Origin of the sequence: Streptomyces bathyalis (assembly GCF_015910445.1) — a bacterium.
Taxonomy (GTDB): Bacteria; Actinomycetota; Actinomycetes; order Streptomycetales; family Streptomycetaceae; genus Streptomyces; species Streptomyces bathyalis.
On sequence record NZ_CP048882.1, the window covers coordinates 3,078,150 to 3,097,521 of the forward strand.

The following is a 19,372-nucleotide window of genomic DNA, read 5'->3' on the forward strand; positions in this document are numbered from 1 at the left end:
ACGACCGAAGGAGTGCCGTGGCAGCCAATGACCGGGCAGCAGCTCCCGGCAGGACCGGTGGGGGAGGATCCGGTGCCGAGGGCCTGATGCGCGCCACGCTGAGCGCGGTGGCGCCCGGTACAGCCCTGCGTGACGGCCTTGAGCGGGTACTGCGAGGCAACACCGGCGGACTCATCCTCCTCGGCATGGACAGGAACGTCGAACCGCTGTGCACCGGCGGCTTCGTCCTGGATGTGGACTTCACGGCGACCCGGCTGCGCGAGCTGTGCAAGCTGGACGGCGCGCTGATCATCGACCGTGACATCACCAAGATCGTGCGGGCCGGCGTGCAGCTCGTGCCGGACGCCTCGATCCCCACGGAGGAGACCGGCACCCGCCACCGCACCGCGCAGCGGATCTCCATCCAGACGGGATACCCGGTGGTCTCCGTCAGCCAGTCGATGCGGCTGATCGCGCTCTACGTGGACGGGCAGCGGCGCGTGCTGGAGGACTCGGCCGCGATCCTCTCCCGCGCCAACCAGGCCCTGGCCACCCTGGAGCGCTACAAGCTGCGGCTCGACGAGGTCGCGGGCACGCTCTCCGCCCTGGAGATCGAGGACCTGGTGACGGTGCGCGACGCCTCCGCCGTCGCCCAGCGCCTCGAGATGGTGCGCCGCATCGCGACGGAGATCGCGGAGTACGTCGTGGAGTTGGGCACGGACGGGCGGCTGCTCTCCCTCCAGCTCGACGAGTTGATCGCGGGAGTCGAGCCGGAGCGCGAGCTGGTGGCCCGCGACTACGTGCCGGAGCCGAGCGGGCGCCGCTCACGCACGGTCGGCGAAGCCCTCGGCGAACTGGACAGGCTCACCCACTCCGAGCTGCTCGAACTGCCCACGGTGGCGCGGGCGCTGGGCTACAGCGGCGCCCCCGAGACGCTGGACTCCGCCGTCTCGCCCAGGGGATTCCGGCTGCTGGCGAAGGTGCCGAGGCTGCCCGGCACCGTCATCGAGCGCCTGGTCGAACACTTCGGTGGTCTGCAGAAGCTGCTCGCGGCGAGCGTGGACGATCTGCAGACGGTCGACGGAGTCGGGGAGGCGCGGGCCCGTTCCGTGCGGGAAGGACTCTCCAGGCTCGCGGAGTCCAGCATTCTGGAGCGGTACGTCTGAGGGACCCTGGTCTGCCGACAGTCGCACACCGGCGCGCGGCCGCCCTGCGCACGCCCGCTGCCGGGCACGTAGGGGAAGCGGCCCCTATTTCAGTTCGAAGGAGGCGTCGAGCTCCCTCACGCCCTTGACGTCGACCTCGATTTCGTAGTCACCGGGCTTCACCGAATCGCTCGCCGGCGTGCCGCAGTTGGCCACGCTGGGTTCGCGGTACCAGACGAATGTGTGGGTGGAGGTCCCGCTCCCGGAGAGCTGGTAGAGCGCGGGCTTCTCGTCGCGCACGCAGTCGTCGGACGCCCAGATCTTCTTGCCGCCGGCGCTCTTGATGGTGACGATCGACTCCTTGCGTCCCAGGTCGAGCTTGCAGGGCGTGCCGCGCTTGTTCCTCACCGTCAGCTCGAACTCGGGCTTCTCCCCCGGCTCGTACTCCTTGTGCACGCTGCGCAGGGTCACGGTGACGCCGGAACCGCAGGCCGGCAGCTTGGACCCGGCCGGTACGGCCGCGCCGCCGCCGGAGTCTCCCGAGCCGCCTCCCGCTCCCGAGCCGGAACCGCCGCCGCCGGCGCTGTCGCCGCCGGTGGCGGACGAGTCGCTGCCGCCGGGCCGCCAGCCCGAGCCTCCGCCCGACGATCCGTCACCAACGCCACCGGATCCGCCGTCCCCGTCGTCGCCTCCCGAGCCGCCCTGGGAGCCGGCGCCCTCGTTGGACTCGTCGCGCCCGCCGGGGCGTTCGGTGATGGCGGGACCGGAATCCGTCGGCCCGGGTGTGATGGTGCTGACGGGCGGCTTGCCGTCGTCGCCCTTGCCCTCGTTGCCGCTGTCACCGCCGCCCAGGCCGAGCGCCCAGACGGCCAGCAGAACCAGCAGCGCGACGATGACAAGAGCAACTGCCCTTCGGCGCCAGTAGATGGAGGAAGGGAGGGGGCCGATCGGATTACGCAGTGATCCCACGCGGAAACCTTACGAGACAACACGGGCCCCAAAGCCCGGTACCCGCCGCACGATGCGGCAACTTTTATGATGAACGTGCGGATCATCCGTATCCGAATTGCGAAGGCCCTGTACACACACCTCTCGTAGGCTGATGTGACGACACGCCACCGGCCCCGGACGGGCTTCCGATTCGGATGTCTCCGCACCCGGCGCAGGGCGGGTGCGGCGGTCGGCGCACCGCGATCTCGCCCACCGCGCCGCCCACTTCGCGCACGCGCGCTCCAACTCCCCGTCCCGCCGGGACAACGGCGCGTGCCAGGGATGTCACGACTCCGATGACCACCCCCGTCGCCTGTGCGTCGCGTTTCTCGGGCGGCTGCCTCCGTGTCAGGATCGGTTCTGCCATGACTGCGACCACCGAGACCGCTCCGCCCGAGCCCGAGCCCGGAGCCGAGTCGGCAGAAACCCCCGGCTCCTTCGAGCAGACCGCCCGCGCCCTCCACTCCCCCGTCGTCGACTGGTTCGACGCGAACGCCCGAGACCTTCCCTGGCGCCGCCCCGAAGCGGGCGCGTGGGGGGTCATGGTCAGCGAGTTCATGCTGCAGCAGACGCCCGTGAACCGGGTGCTGCCGGTGTACGAGCAGTGGCTCAGCCGCTGGCCACGCCCCGCCGACCTCGCCGCCGAACCGCCCGGCGAAGCCGTGCGCGCCTGGGGGCGGCTCGGCTACCCGCGGCGTGCTCTGCGCCTGCACGGCGCCGCGGCCGCCATAGCTGAACGGCACGGCGGCGACGTGCCGCACGAACACGCACAACTCCTGGCGCTGCCCGGCGTCGGCGAGTACACGGCGGCAGCCGTGGCCTCATTCGCGTACGGGCAGCGGCACGCGGTCCTGGACACCAACGTCCGCCGCGTCTTCGCCCGTTCGGTCAGCGGCCGGCAGTACCCGCCGAACGCCACCACCGCCGCCGAGCGCAAGCTCGCCCGCGCGCTGCTCCCCGAGGACGAGACGACGGCGGCGCGCTGGGCCGCCGCGACGATGGAACTCGGGGCGCTGGTGTGCACCGCACGCGCCCCCTCCTGCTCGCGGTGCCCGATCACGCATCTGTGCGCGTGGCAGCTTGCGGGTGCTCCCGAACACGTGGACCCGCCGCGCCGCACCCAGACCTACGCCGGGACGGACCGGCAGGTGCGGGGAAAGCTGCTGGCGGTGCTGCGCGAGGCGGTGACGCCCGTGCCGCAGGCCACCCTCGACCGCGTCTGGAACGACTCCGTACAGCGGGCGCGCGCCCTGGACGGGCTGGTGGCCGACGGCCTCGTCGAGCCGATGCCCGGCGGTGTCTACCGGCTGCCGCTCACCTGACCTCGACGGCGCCGCCGGTCCCCCGGGCGCGGCGGCGCCGTCGGATGCGCCGTCCCGGCGTCGTGCCGGCGTCGTGCCAGCGTCGTGTGCCGGGCTCGTCCTAGGAGTCGTCCCCTGCGTCGTCGACGCTGCCGCTCCAGGGCTTGCTCATGTCCAGCTCCTCGCTCTCCCGCTGCTGGGTGAGCGAGTACCAGTTGCCTGACGGATCGCGGAAGAGAGCCTCGATGCCGTACGGGCGCTCCTGCGGCTCCTGAAGGAACTCGACGCCCTTCGCCTTCAGCTCGGCATACGTCGCGTGGCAGTCGTCGGTGCTGAACACGCCCGCCCCGAGCGCGCCCTTGTTGACCAGCGCGGTCATGGCCTCGCGCGACTCCGGGTCCAGGCCCGGCCCGTCCGGGCGCATCAGCGTGAGCTGCACGTCCGGCTGCCCGGGAGGGCTGACGGTGACCCAGCGCATCTCGCCCATGTCCATGTCCGTGCGCTCGGTGAAACCGAGGGTCTCGATGAAGAACCTCTTGTCCCGCTCCTGGTCGGTGGACCAGACGGTGGTGATGGCCAGACTCTTGATCACGGTCAGCTCCGGATCTGTCGATGGGCAGGGATCTCGCCGCGGCAGTGCCCGCGGCTGCGTCTCACCTTTTCAGCGCCGCTGCCGGAGGGCTTCTCCGTTGTTGCGCTCTTCGCCGTCCGGCAAGGGCGCGCCGCCGGACGTGCCCTCAGGGCGCTTGCCCAGCGGACTCCCGGATGCCGGAGGGGGCTCCTTGAAGCCGCCGGTGAAGAGCATCGCGTAGCAGCCGGGAATCATCGCCGCCGCCCGGCGCCCGTGCTGCCTGCGGTAGGCGCTCGGGCTGGTGCCGGTCTGCTTCTTGAACCGCGCGGAGAAGGTGCCGAGGCTGGTGAAACCCACCGCCATGCAGATCTCCGTCACCGACAGGTTCGCCGAGCGCAGCAGCTCCTCCGCCCGCTCGATGCGGCGGCGGCTGAGGTACTGGCCTGGCGACTCACCGTAGGTGGCCTTGAAGGCCCGGACGAAGTGATACCGCGAGTAACCGGCATGGGCCGCGACGGCGTCCAGGTCGAGCCCTGGGTCGGACCAGTCGCGGTCCATGGCGTCCTTGGCGAAGCGCATGGCGCGCAGCCGCGCCATGCCCGGCGTGTTCATGCGTAGAGGCTGTCACACGGGGCTGACAGTGCCCTCGGGCTCCGGGGTCGGTTCGGTCTCGTCCTCGGCGGCCGGCTCACCGCCCTTGAGCGGGACCTCCTTGACGAACCAGGTGGCGACGAACATCAGCAGCGCCGTCACGGCCGCGACCAGGAAGACGGTGTGCGTCCCGTCGGCCACCGCGTGCTCGTATGCCTCCCGCACCTGCGCCGGCAGCCGCTCCAGCGACGCCGCGTCCAGCTGCGCGGGGGTCCCGCCGCCACCGCTGGGCCCGCCGCCCGCGGCCGCGCCCGCCCGCTCGGTCATGGTCTCCCGGACGCGGTCGGCGAAGAGCGTGCCCATGAGGGCGACGCCGAAGGAGCCGCCGATCGTGCGGAAGAGCGTGGTCGTCGACGAGGCGACACCCATGTCCTTCAGCTCCACGCTGTTCTGCGCGATGAGCATCGTCAGCTGCATCAGGAAGCCCATGCCGGCGCCGAGCACCATCATGTAGAGCGCGGAGGTGGTCCGGCTCGTACCGACATCCAGCTGCGCGAGGAGGAAGAGCCCGACGGGGATGAGGGCGCCCCCGATCACCGGATACGCGCGGTACCGGCCGGTGCGCGTGGTGGCGCGGCCCGTGGTCACGGAGACGACCATCATCGGCAGCAGCACGGGCAGGAGCAGCAGCCCGGAGTTGGTCGCCGAGGCGCCCTGGACGCTCTGCTGGTATAGCGGCAGGAACGTCATGGCCCCGAACATCACGAAGCCCAGCAGGAAACCGATCAGCGCCATCAGCGAGAAGTTGCGGCTGCGGAAGATGCCCAGCGGCAGCACGGGCTCCGCGGCCCGCCGCTCCACGACGAGGAAGGCCACGACCGCCGCGAGCGCCAGCACGGAGAGGCCGATGATCACGGACGAGGACCAGTCGTACTCCGTGCCGCCCCAGCTGGTGACCAGTACCGCGGAGGTGATCCCGGTGGTGAGCAGGACCGCCCCGGTGTAGTCGATGCTGCCCTTCGCACGCCTCCTGGGCAGATGCAGCAGGGTGACGACCATGACGAGCGCGATGCCGCCCAGGGGCACGTTGATGTAGAAGGCCCAGCGCCAGCCGAGGTGGTCGGTGAGGGTGCCTCCCACGAGCGGGCCGCCGATCATGGCGAGCGACATCACTCCGGCCATCATCCCCATGTACTTGCCGCGCTCGCGGGGCGGCACCAGCTCGCCCATGATCGCCATGGCGCCGACCATGAGGCCGCCGGCACCGAGGCCCTGGAGGGCGCGGAAGCCGATGAGCTGGGACATCGTCTGTGCGGCGCCCGAGGCGACGGAACCGGCGAGGAAGACCACGATCGAGGTCAGGAAGACGCCCTTGCGGCCGTACATGTCGCCGATCTTCCCCCAGAGCGGCGTCGAGGCGGCCGTGGTGAGGGTGTAGGCGGTGACGACCCAGGAGAGGTGTTCGAGGCCGCCGAGTTCGCCGACGATCGTGGGCATCGCGGTGCCGACGATCATGTTGTCGAGCATGGCGAGCATCACGGCGATCATCAGCGCGAAGACGGACATCCGTACGCTGGGGCCGGGCCCTCCGCCGGCCTTACCGGCCGGCTCTTCCGCTGTCTCCGTGCTCATCCCGCTCCCCCACATCACTTACTTGCCGACCGGCTAGTTGAGTACTATGAGCAAGTTAGGACGGCAGCTAGCCGGGCGTCAAGTAAGTTTTTCGGGAGACGAGGGGCCGAGGCTCATGACCAGGGGCAACACGCGGCAGCGCATTCAGGACGTCGCCCTGGAACTCTTCGCGGCACGCGGATACGAGAAGACCTCGCTCCGGGAGATCGCCGAGCATCTCGGCGTCACCAAGGCCGCGCTGTACTACCACTTCAAGACCAAGGAAGACATCGTCATCAGCCTGTTCGAGGACCTGGCCCGGCCCTGTGACGAGCTGATCGCCTGGGCCGGCGAGCAGCCTCCCGTCCTGGAGACGAAGCTGGAGGTGCTGCGGCGCTACAGCGAAGTCCTGCACCAGGCCGCCCCCCTGTTCCGCTTCATGCATGAGAACCAGGCGACGATGCGCGAGCTGAGCATCGGTGAGTCCTTCAAGGACCGGCTGCTGAAGCTGATCGCCATCATCCAGCTGCCGGACGCCGGACTGAGCGATCAAGTGCGCTGTTCCGCCGCGCTGTTCACGGTGCACGCGGGGATGTTCACGCTGCAGGACATCGAGAGCGATCCCGAGGACAAGCGTCAGGCCGTCCTCGAAGTCGCCCAGGAGCTGCTGACCACCGCGCACGGGGGCCGTGACTGACCCTGCCGACGCGGCGAGCGGTGGCTCGGCCGGGCTGGGGGACGGGCCCTTCCGGGCCGGGCACAGACCGCCGAGGCGCGGTTCCCCCTCCGATGGGAGAACCGCGCCGGGCAGAACCGCTCCGGCCGGACCGATCGGGACCGTTCCGGCCGGAGCCGGCGACCCGTCAGACCTTGACGCCGTGCGAGCGCATGACCTGGACCGGCTCCTTGCCGGACCCGTAGTCAGGCGTGCTGCGGATCTCGAAGTGCAGGTGCGGACCGGACGAGTTGCCGGTCGAGCCCGAAAGCCCGATCTTCTGGCCGGTCTTCACATGCTGACCGGACTTCACCTTCAGCTTCGAGAGGTGCGCGTACTGGGAGTACGTGCCGTTCTTGTGCTTGATGACGACGGCGTTGCCGTACGAGGAGCCGTCACCGGCTCCGTTCGGGCCCGCCTTGACGACGGTGCCGCTGTGCACGGCCTTCACCGGAGTGCCGGTCGGCACGGCGAAGTCCTGGCCGGAGTGCTTGTGCGACCAGCGGTCACCGCTGTTGCCGAATCCGGCACTCAGCTCGTACTTGCCGGACACGGGCTTGGTCCAGGAATTCGCCTTCTTCTTCAGGGAGCTCTTGCGGTCGGCACTGCGCGAACTCCGGTCTTCCTTCTGGTCCTCCGCTCGCTGCTGCGCCTTCTTCTTGGCCGCGGCCTGCATGTGCTGCTGGTCGGCCTGCGCACGCGCGGAATCGGCCTGTGACCGCGCGGAGTCGGCCATCTGCGACGCGGTTCCTGACGCGAAGACGTCGCTCTGCCCGTCCGAGTGGGCGGCGACAGCCGAGCCCGCGCCCAGGACCACCGATACGCCGAGCCCGGCCGCTATTACGGCGAGGCGGTTGCGGCTACGGGGGTTGTGCGCGTTCTTGGGCGTCTTCGACATACGGGTACTACCTCCGGAATGGCTTTGGGGGAACCCCCGGCGTGGGACCTCGGGGACAAATCATTGGTAACCCGCCCGATCCGGGATACCAAAGAGCGTTATTACTAATGCGGCCAGTACGGATAGAGCAGACGTCAAGGCACTCTTAAGGATTATTCGGACAGCGCCCAAGCGGCCGTCCCCTCATAACCGCTCTGTGCCGCGGCCCACCCGGAAACCGGAAGACCGGAACTCGGCGCCGCGGCACTCCTAACGCCGCTCGTACACGCCCGTCGGGCTGTGCCTCACCTCACGCCGAAGAGCACTGCGCGGCCGGTTCGCAGGGACTGCGAGTGACCCACGTCGCATGACCGTGTGTGCATCCGTGGACGGGAAGCGTGCATCCCTGCGACTCCCCAACTCCCGCGCCGGGCGCCCTTCCCGTCCCTTACGATCCGCCCATGGAGCCCGTCACGATCGCCACGCGCATCGCCTCCGCAGCGGTCGCTCCGATCGTCAAGAAGCTGTTCGTGCAGGAAGGCCCGGGAGCGGGCCTGACCGACCGGCCGGTCCGTGTCTCCTCCCTCGTCTCCTTCAGGGGCGAGAAGCGCACCCTTACTGACGGGGACCTGCGCAGGCTGGCCGCCGAGTTGACGGAGCGTGCCGTTCACGCGTCCGGCCCGCGCGAGGGCCCCTGCGAGGAGACCCGCCGCGAACTGGCCGACGCGCTCACGACCGCCCTGCACAGCCTCGGCGACCTGGACATGGACGACGTGCAGGCAGTTCGCCTCGGGCCCCAGGGCCTTGCGCGGAGGCTCACCGTCCCGCGCTCGCTCTCGGCCGACGCCGACGCCTACTTCGGGCCCCTCCTGCACACGGCCTGCCTGCACATCCTGGACTTCTTCAGCCGGCGCTCGACGTTCATCCCCCGCACCCTCACCGAGCAGACGCACCAGCTCGACCGCCTCATCAACACCGCGGACCTGCTCCTCGAACGCGTCCCGGCCCGGTCGGCGGAGGACGCCCGCTTCGAGCAGCGGTACGCGGAGCACATCGCCCGCAGGCACGGGGAACTGACCATCTACGGCCTCGACTTCGGCCACCACCGCGAATGGCGCCTCGACGCCGCCTACATACCGCTCGAGATCACGCAGGACACACCGGACGCCGAGGGGACACAGGGCGGCGCACAGGAGCAGGCACAGCCTCTCCGCTCGGGGGCACCGCTGGCGGCGGACCGCATCCTGGCCGGTCACGACCGTGTGCTGCTGCGCGGCGGGGCCGGCTCGGGCAAGACGACGCTGATGCAGTGGCTGGCGGTGACGGCCGCCCGTCAGGCCTACGACGAGCAGACGACACATCTGCTGGGCCGCATCCCCTTCGTACTGCCGCTCCGCCGCATCACGCACGAGGGCCTGCCCGCACCGGACCGCTTCCTGCACGCAGTACGCAGCAACCTCGCCGGGGCGCAACCAGACGGATGGGCGCTGCGGGTGCTGACCGCGGGGCGCGCGCTCCTCCTGATCGACGGCATCGACGAGGTGCCCGCGGACCGCAGGGAGGAGACGAGGCGCTGGCTGCGGGAGCTGACCGGCGACTTCCCCGGCAACCTCTGGCTGGTCACGTCGCGCCCGTCCGCCGCCCCCGAGAACTGGCTGGCCGGGCAGGGCTTCACGGAGCTGTCCCTCTCGCCGATGTCGCGATACGACGTCGCCGCGTTCATCAACCGCTGGCACAGCGCCGCCGAGGCGGAGCCCGGACATGCCGAGGCCCTCATCAGCGCCGTCCGCACCAACCCCGACCTGGGGCGCCTCGCCGTCAACCCGCTGATGTGCGGGCTGCTGTGCGCCCTCAGCCGCGAACGCTGCGGGGCTCTCCCGTACGGCCGCCGCGATCTGTACGACGCGGCGCTCTCGATGTTGCTGGAGCACCGCGACCGCGAGCGTTCCGTCCCGGTGCCGGACGGGCTGCGCCTCACGAAGGATGCCCAGTTGCTGCTGCTCGAGCGGCTGGCGCACTGGATGATCCGCAACGGACGCACGGAGATGGACGAGGAGGACGCCGTCGCCCAACTCGGCCGCTGGATGCCGCTGGTGGCGCCGGTCGACGCCACACCCAGGGAGCTCTTCCGCTACCTGCTCGACCGGTCCGGGGTGCTGCGCGAACCGGCGGAAGGCCGCGTCGACTTCGTCCACCGCACCTTCCAGGACGCACTGGGCGCCAAGGCGGCGGTCGAGGAGGGCGACTTCCCGCTGCTGCTCGACAACGCGCACAAGGATCACTGGGAGGACGTGATCCGCATGGCGGTCGACTACGCCCAGCCCATCGACCGGGCCCGGCTGCTGCGCGGTCTCGTCGCGCGGGTGCCGGACGAGGACGGTGCGGGCGGAACGGAGAAGGACGTGCAGCCCGGGGGCGTACGGAATCTCCTGCTGGCCGCTGCCTGCCTGGAGCATGCGACCGACCTGCATCCGCAGGTGCGCGAGGAGGTCACCGCGAAGACCTCGCGGCTCTTCCCTCCGAGGAGCATGGCCGCGGCCCGTCACGTGGCGGACATCGGCGGTCCGATGCTGCTGGGGCTGCTGCCCGGGCCTGAGGGGCTCACGGACGCCGAGGCCACGTGCGCGGTCGTGGCCGCGTCCCGTACGGGTACGGACGCCGCGCTGCCGGTGCTGGCCCGCTTCCGCGACCACCCCTCACTCGATCTGAGGCGTCAACTGGTGTGGGCGTGGCACCGGTTCGACACGGACGAATACGCGCGCGAGATCATCGCTCATCTCGACGAGTCGGAGCTGTACTTCACCGCGCACCACACCGACCATCTGCGTGCTCTGCGTGCCATGGGCGGCCGTTCGCGCATCCAGATCGTCGGCAAGTACCACCCCGACCAGCTGGTCGAACACCTCGACCCGCACAAGCTGACGCACCTGTGGCTGCGCGACGGCTACGCGCGTCAGGGTGGGCAGGAGTGGCTGTCGGCGTTCCCGCGCCTGCACACGCTCGTCGTCCCCGAGACGGCCCCCCGGTACACGGCAACTCTCCCCTCCCATCTGACAGTTGTGCGGGAGAGCGACGTGTTCTCCGTCGGCTGATGCCCGGTCGGCTCCCCGACCGTGGCCGAGGCGCGACTCGTCCGCATAGGCTGGATACACAACGTGATCTGACGCACACTCATCCGCTTCGCCTGTCAGCGCACTTCACCGCTGACACCAGCCCTGCCGGGAGTCCCCGAGTCCATGGATCAGCCCGTCGTACGTCTCGCCTCCTCCGTCGTCGACCCGCTCATCAGTCCTCTTCTCGTTCCGGGCCCGGTCGCCGCCGCTGCTCCGGCGTCCCCGTCGGGGCGGCTCATGGCCCATCTGGTCGCCTACCGCGGCGAGGAACCGACGCTGGGCCGGGCCGAACTGTCCGAGGTGGCCGCCGAGTTGGTCCGGCTGGGACTGAGCGGCACGGGGCAGCGGCTGCCCCCGGACGAGGAGCCCGGCGTCGCGACCCTCCTCGCGCACTCGTTGTGGGCGGTCGGCGACCTGGACACCACGGACGCGGAGGCCGTGCGGCTCGGGGCGCCCGCATACGCGAGGCGGCTGCACTCGGCCGTGCCGGACGCCGGGCCCGAACTCTCCTCCGAGGCCTCGTGGTTCTTCGAGGACCTGCTGGCGGCCGTATGCCTCCACTTCCTCCATCTGATCGTCCAGAACTCCCCTTCGCTCACCAACTCGCTTCCGGACCAGTGCAAGTACGTCCGCGAACTCGTCGAATTCGAGGACAGGGAGGCGCTGGCCGCATCGGCGGCCCGGCACCTGCCGGAGGACTCCGAGTTCGAGCTGCGGTATCTGCGGCACGTCGCGGAGCAGTACAACCGCGTCACCATCTACGGCATCGACCTGCCCAACCCCGACGCGCCCGACCACTGGTCGCTCGACGCGACCTACCTGAATCTCTCCGCCGAGTTCAGCGGCGACGGCGACACCGGCGAGACCGACGGCGACGGGGAGGGTTCCCCCGAGGGGAACGGCGAGCCGAACGACGACGAGCCCACCGCGTCAGGCGCCGGTGCGGGAGGGGCCGCCCCCGTCATGACCGCGGACCGCGCACTGGCCAGGCACAAACGCGTGCTGCTGCGGGGAGTCGCGGGCTCGGGCAAGACCACCCTCATCCAGTGGCTGGCCGTCTCCACCGCACGCGCGGCCCTCCCCGAGGAACTGCAGACGCTGCACGACCGCATACCTTTCGTGCTGCCCGTGCGCCGCTTCGCCACCGAAGGGTTCCCGGCGCCCGAGGAGTTCCTGTCGGCCGTGCACCATCCGCTCGCGGCGGAGGCACCGGACGGCTGGGTCGAACGCGTACTGGCCTCGGAGCGCGGCCTGCTTCTCGTCGACGGCATCGACGAGGCGCCGGAGCCCCAACGCGAGGCGGTCCACGTCCAGTTACGCCCGCTGCTGCAGAGGTACTCCGGCAACCTCTGCCTCGTCACCTCGCGCCCGCCGGCCGTGGACGCGGACTGGCTGGCCGAGGACGGCTTCACGGAACTCACGCTCGCCCCGATGAACCGCGACCAGGTCGCGGCCTTCATCACCGCCTGGCACACCGCGGCACGCACCGACGAGGGCAAGGACCACGCCCGCCTGAACGAGTACAAGGAAATGCTGCTGCGGTCCATCCCGCTCTTCCGCGAGCTGCGCGTACTCGCCACCAATCCGCTGATGTGCGGGCTGATCTGCGCCCTGAACCGCGACAGGTCCGGCTCCATGCCCAAGGGCCGCGGGGAGCTGTACGACGCGGCGATGAAGATGCTGCTGGAGCGCCGCGACCCCGAGAGGCGCGTCCAGGCGGACACGATCGTCCTGCCGCGTGCTCCCCGCGAGACCCTGCTGCGCAAGCTCGCTTTCCGCATGCTGACCGACGAGCGCACCGTGCTCGACCGCGCGGGCGCGCTACGGGAGATCGCGCACCACCTCCCGGCCCTGCCCAAGGTCGCGGGGCAGGGGAACCCCGAGCAGATCTTCGACCACTTGCTGGAGCGCACGGGGCTGCTGCGCGAACAGGCGGACAGGTCAGTGGAGTTCGTGCACCGCACGGTTCAGGACTACCTGGCGGCGAAGGAAGCGGTGGAGCAGGGCAGTCTGGACCTGCTGCTGGAGCACGCGCACGAGCCGGAGTGGGAGGAAGTCTTCCGCATGGCGGTCGCCCACGCCCGCCCGCGTGAGTGCGCGACGCTGCTGCAGGGACTCCTCGCCCCCGGAGCGATCGGGATGAAGCGGACGCGGCGGCGGCTGCTCGCGGCGGCGTGCCTGGAGTACGTCACCGAGCTGGACCCGGAGACCCACGCCCGCGTACGCCGCGAGACGCAGAACATGGTCTCGCCCACCGACGACCGAGGCGCCCGCGGACTCGGCTGGGTCGGCCCGATCGTGCTGGAGATGATCCCCGACCCGGCGTCGGTGACCGACGAGAAGGCGTACCGGCTGGCCCTCACCGTGACGCGCATCGAGGACGACGCCGCCGTCGACTACCTGGCCCGGATGCGGCACCGCAAATCGCTGAAGGTGCGCACCGAACTCGCCCGCGGCTGGCGCAACTTCGAGACCGAGCGGTACGCGGCCGAGGTCATCCGGCACCTCGACCCGGAAGGGCTCTTCTTCCCCGTCGCCGACCGGGCCGAGCTGAGGGAGTTGCGGAAGCTGGGCGGCAGGGAGCGGGTGAAGATCGTCGGCCGGTTCACACCGGGTGAGCTGCTGGACGGGCTCGTGGCCGACCGGCTCACCCATCTGTGGATCGCCTTCGACCTGGGCGCGGGCATGAAGATGGGGTGGCTGAGCTCGTTCCCGTCGCTGACCGCGCTGCGCGTGGATCCGCGGCTGCCACCGGTGACCGACGTACCGGACGGCATACGCGTCATCGAGCACCCGGCGTGAACCGCGAGAAGTCCCCCGCCACTCGGTGACGGGGGACTTCTCGCGGTTGGCCTGAGGCCTTACGCCTCCTTGGAGAGGTTGGGGCCACCGCCCGCCGCCGACTCCACCGGAGGTGCGTCGGGCAGGGCGGCCTTCTCCTCGCCGCGGAAGGTGAACTTCTTGTCCTCGTCGGTCTCACCCTCGGTGTCCACGACCACGATGTGGCCGGGACGCAGATCACCGAAGAGGATCTTCTCGGACAGCTGGTCCTCGATCTCGCGCTGGATCGTCCGGCGCAGCGGCCGGGCGCCCATCACGGGGTCGTAGCCCCGCTTCGCGAGCAGCTCCTTGGCGTCCGTGCTCAGCTCCAGACCCATATCGCGGTCCTTGAGCCGCTCGTCCACCATCGCGAGCATCAGGTCGACGATGCGGATGATGTCGTCCTGGGTCAGCTGGTGGAAGACCACCGTGTCGTCGACACGGTTGAGGAACTCCGGGCGGAAGTGCTGCTTCAGCTCGTCGTTGACCTTGGCCTTCATCCGGTCGTACCCGGCGCTGACGTCACCCTGGCCGGCGAAGCCCAGGTTGAACCCCTTGGAGATGTCCCGGGTGCCGAGGTTGGTCGTCATGATGATGACCGTGTTCTTGAAGTCGACGACCCGGCCCTGGGAGTCGGTCAGGCGGCCGTCCTCCAGGATCTGCAGCAGGGAGTTGAAGATGTCCGCGTGCGCCTTCTCGACCTCGTCGAAGAGGACCACGGAGAACGGCTTGCGGCGGACCTTCTCGGTCAGCTGACCGCCCTCTTCGTACCCCACGTATCCGGGAGGCGAGCCGAAGAGCCGGGAGACGGTGTGCTTCTCGCTGAACTCCGACATGTCGAGGGAGATCAGCGCCTCCTCGTCACCGAAGAGGAACTCGGCGAGCGTCTTGGACAGCTCCGTCTTACCGACACCGGACGGGCCCGCGAAGATGAACGAACCACCGGGGCGCTTCGGGTCCTTCAGACCGGCGCGCGTACGCCGGATCGCCTGGGAGAGCGCCTTGATGGCGTCCTCCTGCCCGATGACGCGCTTGTGCAGCTCGTCCTCCATGCGCAGCAGACGCGAGGACTCCTCCTCGGTGAGCTTGAAGACCGGGATGCCCGTGGCAGTGGCCAGAACCTCCGCGATCAGCTCCTCGTCCACCTCGGCGACGACATCCATGTCGCCGGCCTTCCACTCCTTCTCCCGCTTGGCCTTCTGGGCCAGCAGCTGCTTCTCCGTGTCGCGGAGAGAGGCCGCCTTCTCGAAGTCCTGCGAGTCGATCGCGGACTCCTTGTCCCGGCGCACGTTCGCGATCTTCTCGTCGAACTCGCGCAGGTCCGGCGGCGCGGTCATCCGGCGGATGCGCATGCGGGAGCCGGCCTCGTCGATCAGGTCGATCGCCTTGTCCGGCAGGAACCGGTCGGAGATGTAGCGGTCGGCGAGCGTGGCGGCGCCGACCAGGGCGGCGTCCGTGATGGAGACACGGTGGTGCGCCTCGTAACGGTCGCGCAGACCCTTGAGGATCTCGATCGTGTGCGGCAGCGACGGCTCGGCGACCTGGATGGGCTGGAAGCGGCGCTCCAGGGCCGCGTCCTTCTCCAGGTGCTTGCGGTACTCGTCGAGCGTCGTGGCACCGATCGTCTGCAGCTCACCGCGGGCCAGCATCGGCTTGAGGATGCTGGCGGCGTCGATCGCGCCCTCGGCGGCGCCCGCACCGACCAGCGTGTGCAGCTCGTCGATGAACAGGATGATGTCGCCGCGGGTGCGGATCTCCTTGAGCACCTTCTTCAGGCGCTCCTCGAAGTCACCGCGGTAGCGGGACCCGGCGACCAGGGCGCCCAGGTCGAGGGTGTAGAGGTGCTTGTCCTTGAGGGTCTCCGGCACCTCGCCCTTGACGATCGCCTGCGCCAGGCCCTCGACGACGGCGGTCTTGCCGACGCCGGGCTCGCCGATGAGCACCGGGTTGTTCTTCGTACGGCGCGAGAGCACCTGCATGACCCGCTCGATCTCCTTCTCGCGCCCGATGACCGGGTCGAGCTTGGATTCGCGGGCGGCCTGCGTGAGGTTGCGGCCGAACTGGTCCAGGACAAGGGAGGTCGAGGGCGTGCCCTCGGCGGGGCCGCCTGCGGTGGCCGCCTCCTTGCCGCCGGAGTAGCCGGAGAGCAGCTGGATGACCTGCTGCCGCACCCGGTTCAGATCGGCGCCCAGCTTCACGAGGACCTGGGCGGCGACGCCCTCACCCTCGCGGATCAGGCCGAGCAGGATGTGCTCCGTACCGATGTAGTTGTGGCCGAGCTGAAGGGCCTCACGGAGCGACAGCTCCAGCACCTTCTTCGCACGGGGCGTGAAGGGGATGTGGCCCGAGGGCGCCTGCTGGCCCTGGCCGATGATCTCCTCCACCTGCTGGCGGACCGCCTCGAGCGAAATCCCGAGGCTCTCCAGTGCCTTAGCGGCGACACCCTCACCCTCGTGGATCAGGCCCAGGAGGATGTGCTCGGTGCCGATGTAGTTGTGGTTGAGCATCCGGGCTTCTTCCTGAGCCAGGACGACAACCCGCCGCGCGCGGTCGGTGAACCTCTCGAACATCGTTAATCGCTCCTCAGAGCGGTCAGGCAGTAAGGGGACGCTCCCCTCTCTGTCCTTCCGCAGCTTAGTCCCGCAAGCGGGGACCGCTCATTCCATCTGCCGACTCCGGCCCGGCTGCGCCGACGGCCGGCCACGCTCCCGAGGGAAGCACAGTCGGGCCTCCTTCCCCGAACAGCCGACAACAGTTCCAACCCGATGGTGCGAGACGATGTTCCCGCAGGCCAGGCGTATCCACCCTGATTCACTACGCCCACGGCGAACGGCTCTTGGGCGAATGGCTCCCGGCTCGTCGTCATCGTTCTTCGCACCCCCGTGTCACCAGGTCTTTGTGCTGCTGTCCGGCCTGAAGCAGGCGGGACCGACCTCAGAACCTTCTTACCCGCTCGTACTGACACTCCATGCCGGGCTTGTCCGAGTCGGCAGAGGGCATCCGCTGAGGGCGAACAGCCTTGCACCTGGCGCTTCTCACACGTGTCACCTTGTGCGCACGCGTGAACACACAGAGCTGTCAAGTGTAGCCGCGGTGCAACGCCGCGTAACCCGGAGGGGGTTCGTCAGTTGCTCCGGTCGTGAGCTTCGCGATTACAGGGCCGCACGCGGCTCCCGGCGCCCCCGTCCGCGAGTGCGGGGGCGCCGGAGAGGGCGCCCCGGAAGGCGCCGGCGGCTATGACGCGCTGGTGCTTTCCGCCGATGCGGGTCTGGCGCTGCTTCGGCGCCCCGGCGTGCAAACGGGGCCTGTGGCCTTCGACGGGGAAAGCGGATGCGTTCAGCTGCTCGTCCCGGAGGGCAGCGCGGAGGAATTGCCGGGACTGCTGGAGTGGCTCGAATGGGGCGGCATCGAACTGGGGCTTGCGGGCCGTACCGCTTACGACCCTCGGGAGGCCGCCGTATGGCTGCGGCCTCCCGGGCCGGGGCGTGAGGCGGATCGCATCGATCTCGTACGGCTGGTCAGCGCTGCGGCGACGGAATGCCACCGGGCGAGGCTTCGAAGCACCGCACGTAAGTCGCGGGATCAGCCGTTGGCCTTCTCGTAGGCCTCTCGGATATTGGCCGGAACACGGCCGCGGTCGTTGACCTCGTAACCCTGTTCCTTCGCCCAGGCACGGATCTTCGCGGTGTCCTGGCTGCTGCCGCCGCCGGAGGCACGGCCCTTTCCGCGAGCCGAACGGCCGCCGGTGCGGCGCCCTCCCTTCACATACGGATCGAGCACCGTACGGAGCTTGTCCGCATTAGAGGTGGACAGGTCGATCTCGTAGGTCTTCCCGTCCAGAGCGAACGTCACTGTCTCGTCGGCCTCGCCGCCCTCGAGGTCGTCGACCAGAAGAACCTGAACCTTCTGCGCCACCGCGTACTCCCATTCGTCATCGATAACTCGATTACTGATACTGACGAAGAAAGCAAACCGCTTTTCGGGGAGAAACACAAACCCTCGGTTGAGTTTGTCCGGTCCACCGGCGGGATTGGCGGGATCTTTCGGACAAAGCGCCACCGTCATCCCTCGGTCGAGTGGCACGGGGCGGTCACGACTCCGTCACTCAGAGATGCAGAAGCATGCGACTGTTGCCCAGGGTGTTCGGCTTCACTCGTTCGAGACCCAGGAACTCTGCCACTCCCTCGTCAAAGGAACGCAGCAGTTCGCTGTAGACATCGCCGTCGACCGGCGTCTCCCCGATCTCCGTGAAGCCGTGCCTGGTGAAGAAGTCCACTTCGAAGGTGAGACAGAAAATGCGCCGCACACCGAGCCATCGCGCGGTGTTCACGAGCTTCTCCAGCAGGAGATGACCCACGCCTGTGCCCTTGAGGGCGGGATCGACCGCGAGCGTTCTGACCTCGGCCAAGTCCTCCCACATCACGTGGAGAGCACCGCATGCGACCACCTCGGCGTCGTGATCGCGTTCCGCGACCCAGAACTCCTGAATGTCCTCGTAAAGGGTGACCGTGGCTTTGTCGAGCAGGATGCGGTCGCGTGAGTAGACATCGATGAGGTGGCGCACTGCCCGCACATCTGTCGTGCGTGCACGGCGGACGGTGACTTCTGATACGGAAGGGGATGGGGACGCCATGAACGGGACGCTATCGCCCTTGCCGAAGGCGGTGCTCTCCGGGTCCGAGGCGTTCCACGCCGCCTTCCTGAGGCATCCCCATGGCCTTCCCGTAGGCGTTCCGGGAACGTTCCGTCACGGGTTCCCGAGCGGCTTCGCGAGTGGTTCCGTTCCGGGGTCCCGCTCCCATGCCTCGTGAGTTCCGCGAGTTCAGCACCGTTCTACGGCGTTCTACGGGACTCCACAGGTTCAGCGCGTTCCGCGTTCCCGCTGCGGTCCTTCTTCTGCGTTCCCGCCCGCTAGGCCTAGTGGGTCTCGCGCGGCGCTCTCTCCGGAGCATCGACATGCACATCGTTCAGCTGCACGACGCGCAACGCATCTCGTACGGCATCGAGCTGTTCCGGAGTCATGCGGCCGAAGAACTCCACGAGAGCGGCGGCGGCGTTGTCACTCGACGCCCAGGCCTCGTTCATGAGTGCGGCGGAGTAGGCGGCTCTCGTCGAGACGGGCTCATATCGATAGGCCCGGCCTTCTTGGCGTCTGCTGAGCCAGCCCTTCTGGTGGAGGTTGTCCATTACGGTCATGACGGTCGTGTACGCGATGGACCGGTCGTCCCGCAGATCCTCGAGAACTTCCCGCACAGTGACGGGACGGTTCCACCGCCATACCCGCGTCATGACGGCGTCTTCCAACTCTCCCAATGGCCGAGGCACGCCGTGAATAATAGTCGGAGTTGTCCCGAATAGCGCAGGGAAGATCGCGGATCAGTCCGCTTTCTTCTGCCTGACGCGCTCCGCACGGGCGAAGGCGGCGTCCACGGCCGCGTCCTCCTTGGCCTTGTTCGCGCCACCCTGGCTCTTCACGATCGTCACGATGAGAGCGGTGAATGCGACCGCCATCACGACGGGCGGTGTCAGTGCCGCGATGTAGTCCATGCCTGTCGTGCCTCCTTCAGAACCGGCCTCCAGACTACGGCAGCCCTCGAGGGCCCAGGAGACCGGCCACGGGCGCCTGAGGGAGCGGGAGGGCGCCCACGGTTCCCTCAGC

Annotated in this window: 16 protein-coding genes; 6 read left to right on the top strand and 10 right to left on the bottom strand. The window is 69.2% G+C overall.

Annotated elements, in window-relative coordinates:
• Positions 1-17: 17 nt before the first annotated feature.
• Positions 18-1,145, top strand: a complete 1,128-nt coding sequence (gene disA / locus G4Z16_RS13330; protein WP_197350988.1) for a DNA integrity scanning diadenylate cyclase DisA — start codon at positions 18-20, stop codon at positions 1,143-1,145.
• A gap of 84 nt (positions 1,146-1,229) precedes the next feature.
• Here disA and G4Z16_RS13335 read toward each other — a convergent pair whose 3' ends face one another.
• Positions 1,230-2,093: a hypothetical protein gene (locus G4Z16_RS13335; RefSeq protein WP_197350989.1), complete on the bottom strand. Its 864-nt coding sequence runs from the start codon at positions 2,091-2,093 to the stop codon at positions 1,230-1,232.
• Between the two features lie 386 nt (positions 2,094-2,479).
• On the opposite strand from G4Z16_RS13335, the gene G4Z16_RS13340 reads away from it, so the two are divergent.
• Entirely contained in the window at positions 2,480-3,436 is a 957-nt protein-coding gene (locus G4Z16_RS13340; protein WP_197350990.1) for an A/G-specific adenine glycosylase, read from the top strand.
• Between the two features lie 100 nt (positions 3,437-3,536).
• Here the strand turns inward: G4Z16_RS13340 and G4Z16_RS13345 are convergent, their stop codons facing one another.
• From G4Z16_RS13345 to G4Z16_RS13355, 3 genes are all read right to left on the bottom strand, one after another.
• Positions 3,537-4,007 (bottom strand): VOC family protein, encoded by a 471-nt coding sequence (locus G4Z16_RS13345; RefSeq protein ID WP_197350991.1) that lies wholly within the window; start codon positions 4,005-4,007, stop codon positions 3,537-3,539.
• Positions 4,008-4,076: 69 nt separating this feature from the next.
• Positions 4,077-4,598 carry a helix-turn-helix domain-containing protein gene (locus G4Z16_RS13350; RefSeq protein WP_425508075.1) on the bottom strand — a complete coding sequence of 174 codons (522 nt, stop codon included), beginning with the start codon at positions 4,596-4,598 and terminating at the stop codon, positions 4,077-4,079.
• Positions 4,599-4,610: 12 nt separating this feature from the next.
• Positions 4,611-6,209 (bottom strand): MDR family MFS transporter, encoded by a 1,599-nt coding sequence (locus G4Z16_RS13355; RefSeq protein ID WP_281393691.1) that lies wholly within the window; start codon positions 6,207-6,209, stop codon positions 4,611-4,613.
• Positions 6,210-6,324: 115 nt separating this feature from the next.
• Between G4Z16_RS13355 and G4Z16_RS13360 the strand changes: the two genes are divergently transcribed.
• Complete coding sequence (locus G4Z16_RS13360) at positions 6,325-6,885, top strand: TetR/AcrR family transcriptional regulator (protein ID WP_197350993.1); 561 nt, start codon at positions 6,325-6,327, stop codon at positions 6,883-6,885.
• A gap of 166 nt (positions 6,886-7,051) precedes the next feature.
• Here G4Z16_RS13360 and G4Z16_RS13365 read toward each other — a convergent pair whose 3' ends face one another.
• Positions 7,052-7,801, bottom strand: a complete 750-nt coding sequence (locus G4Z16_RS13365; RefSeq protein ID WP_197350994.1) for a M23 family metallopeptidase — start codon at positions 7,799-7,801, stop codon at positions 7,052-7,054.
• 440 nt (positions 7,802-8,241) lie between these two features.
• Between G4Z16_RS13365 and G4Z16_RS13370 the strand changes: the two genes are divergently transcribed.
• Together G4Z16_RS13370 and G4Z16_RS13375 are read left to right on the top strand one after the other, a co-directional pair.
• Complete coding sequence (locus G4Z16_RS13370) at positions 8,242-10,872, top strand: NACHT domain-containing protein (RefSeq protein ID WP_197350995.1); 2,631 nt, start codon at positions 8,242-8,244, stop codon at positions 10,870-10,872.
• Between the two features lie 144 nt (positions 10,873-11,016).
• A complete protein-coding gene (locus G4Z16_RS13375) occupies positions 11,017-13,695 on the top strand; it encodes an NACHT domain-containing protein (protein WP_197350996.1) in 2,679 nt (892 codons plus the stop codon).
• A gap of 59 nt (positions 13,696-13,754) precedes the next feature.
• Here the strand turns inward: G4Z16_RS13375 and G4Z16_RS13380 are convergent, their stop codons facing one another.
• Positions 13,755-16,283 carry an ATP-dependent Clp protease ATP-binding subunit gene (locus G4Z16_RS13380; protein WP_197350997.1) on the bottom strand — a complete coding sequence of 843 codons (2,529 nt, stop codon included), beginning with the start codon at positions 16,281-16,283 and terminating at the stop codon, positions 13,755-13,757.
• A gap of 569 nt (positions 16,284-16,852) precedes the next feature.
• Here G4Z16_RS13380 and G4Z16_RS13385 point away from each other — a divergent pair.
• The gene (locus tag G4Z16_RS13385; RefSeq protein ID WP_197350998.1) at positions 16,853-17,317 is read left to right on the top strand and encodes a hypothetical protein; all 465 of its coding nucleotides are present in this window, start codon (positions 16,853-16,855) and stop codon (positions 17,315-17,317) included.
• Here the strand turns inward: G4Z16_RS13385 and G4Z16_RS13390 are convergent.
• The 4 genes from G4Z16_RS13390 to G4Z16_RS13405 form a co-directional block, all read right to left on the bottom strand.
• Positions 17,296-17,628, bottom strand: coding sequence for a histone-like nucleoid-structuring protein Lsr2 (locus tag G4Z16_RS13390; protein WP_197354486.1), 333 nt, complete (start codon positions 17,626-17,628; stop codon positions 17,296-17,298). The two genes, G4Z16_RS13385 and G4Z16_RS13390, sit on opposite strands and share 22 nt — an antisense overlap.
• A 190-nt stretch (positions 17,629-17,818) precedes the next feature.
• Positions 17,819-18,346, bottom strand: a complete 528-nt coding sequence (locus tag G4Z16_RS13395; RefSeq protein ID WP_197350999.1) for an amino-acid N-acetyltransferase — start codon at positions 18,344-18,346, stop codon at positions 17,819-17,821.
• 284 nt (positions 18,347-18,630) lie between these two features.
• Positions 18,631-19,038: a BlaI/MecI/CopY family transcriptional regulator gene (locus G4Z16_RS13400; protein ID WP_197351000.1), complete on the bottom strand. Its 408-nt coding sequence runs from the start codon at positions 19,036-19,038 to the stop codon at positions 18,631-18,633.
• Between the two features lie 51 nt (positions 19,039-19,089).
• Complete coding sequence (locus G4Z16_RS13405; RefSeq protein WP_028438035.1) at positions 19,090-19,260, bottom strand: hypothetical protein; 171 nt, start codon at positions 19,258-19,260, stop codon at positions 19,090-19,092.
• Between the last annotated feature and the right edge of the window lie 112 nt (positions 19,261-19,372).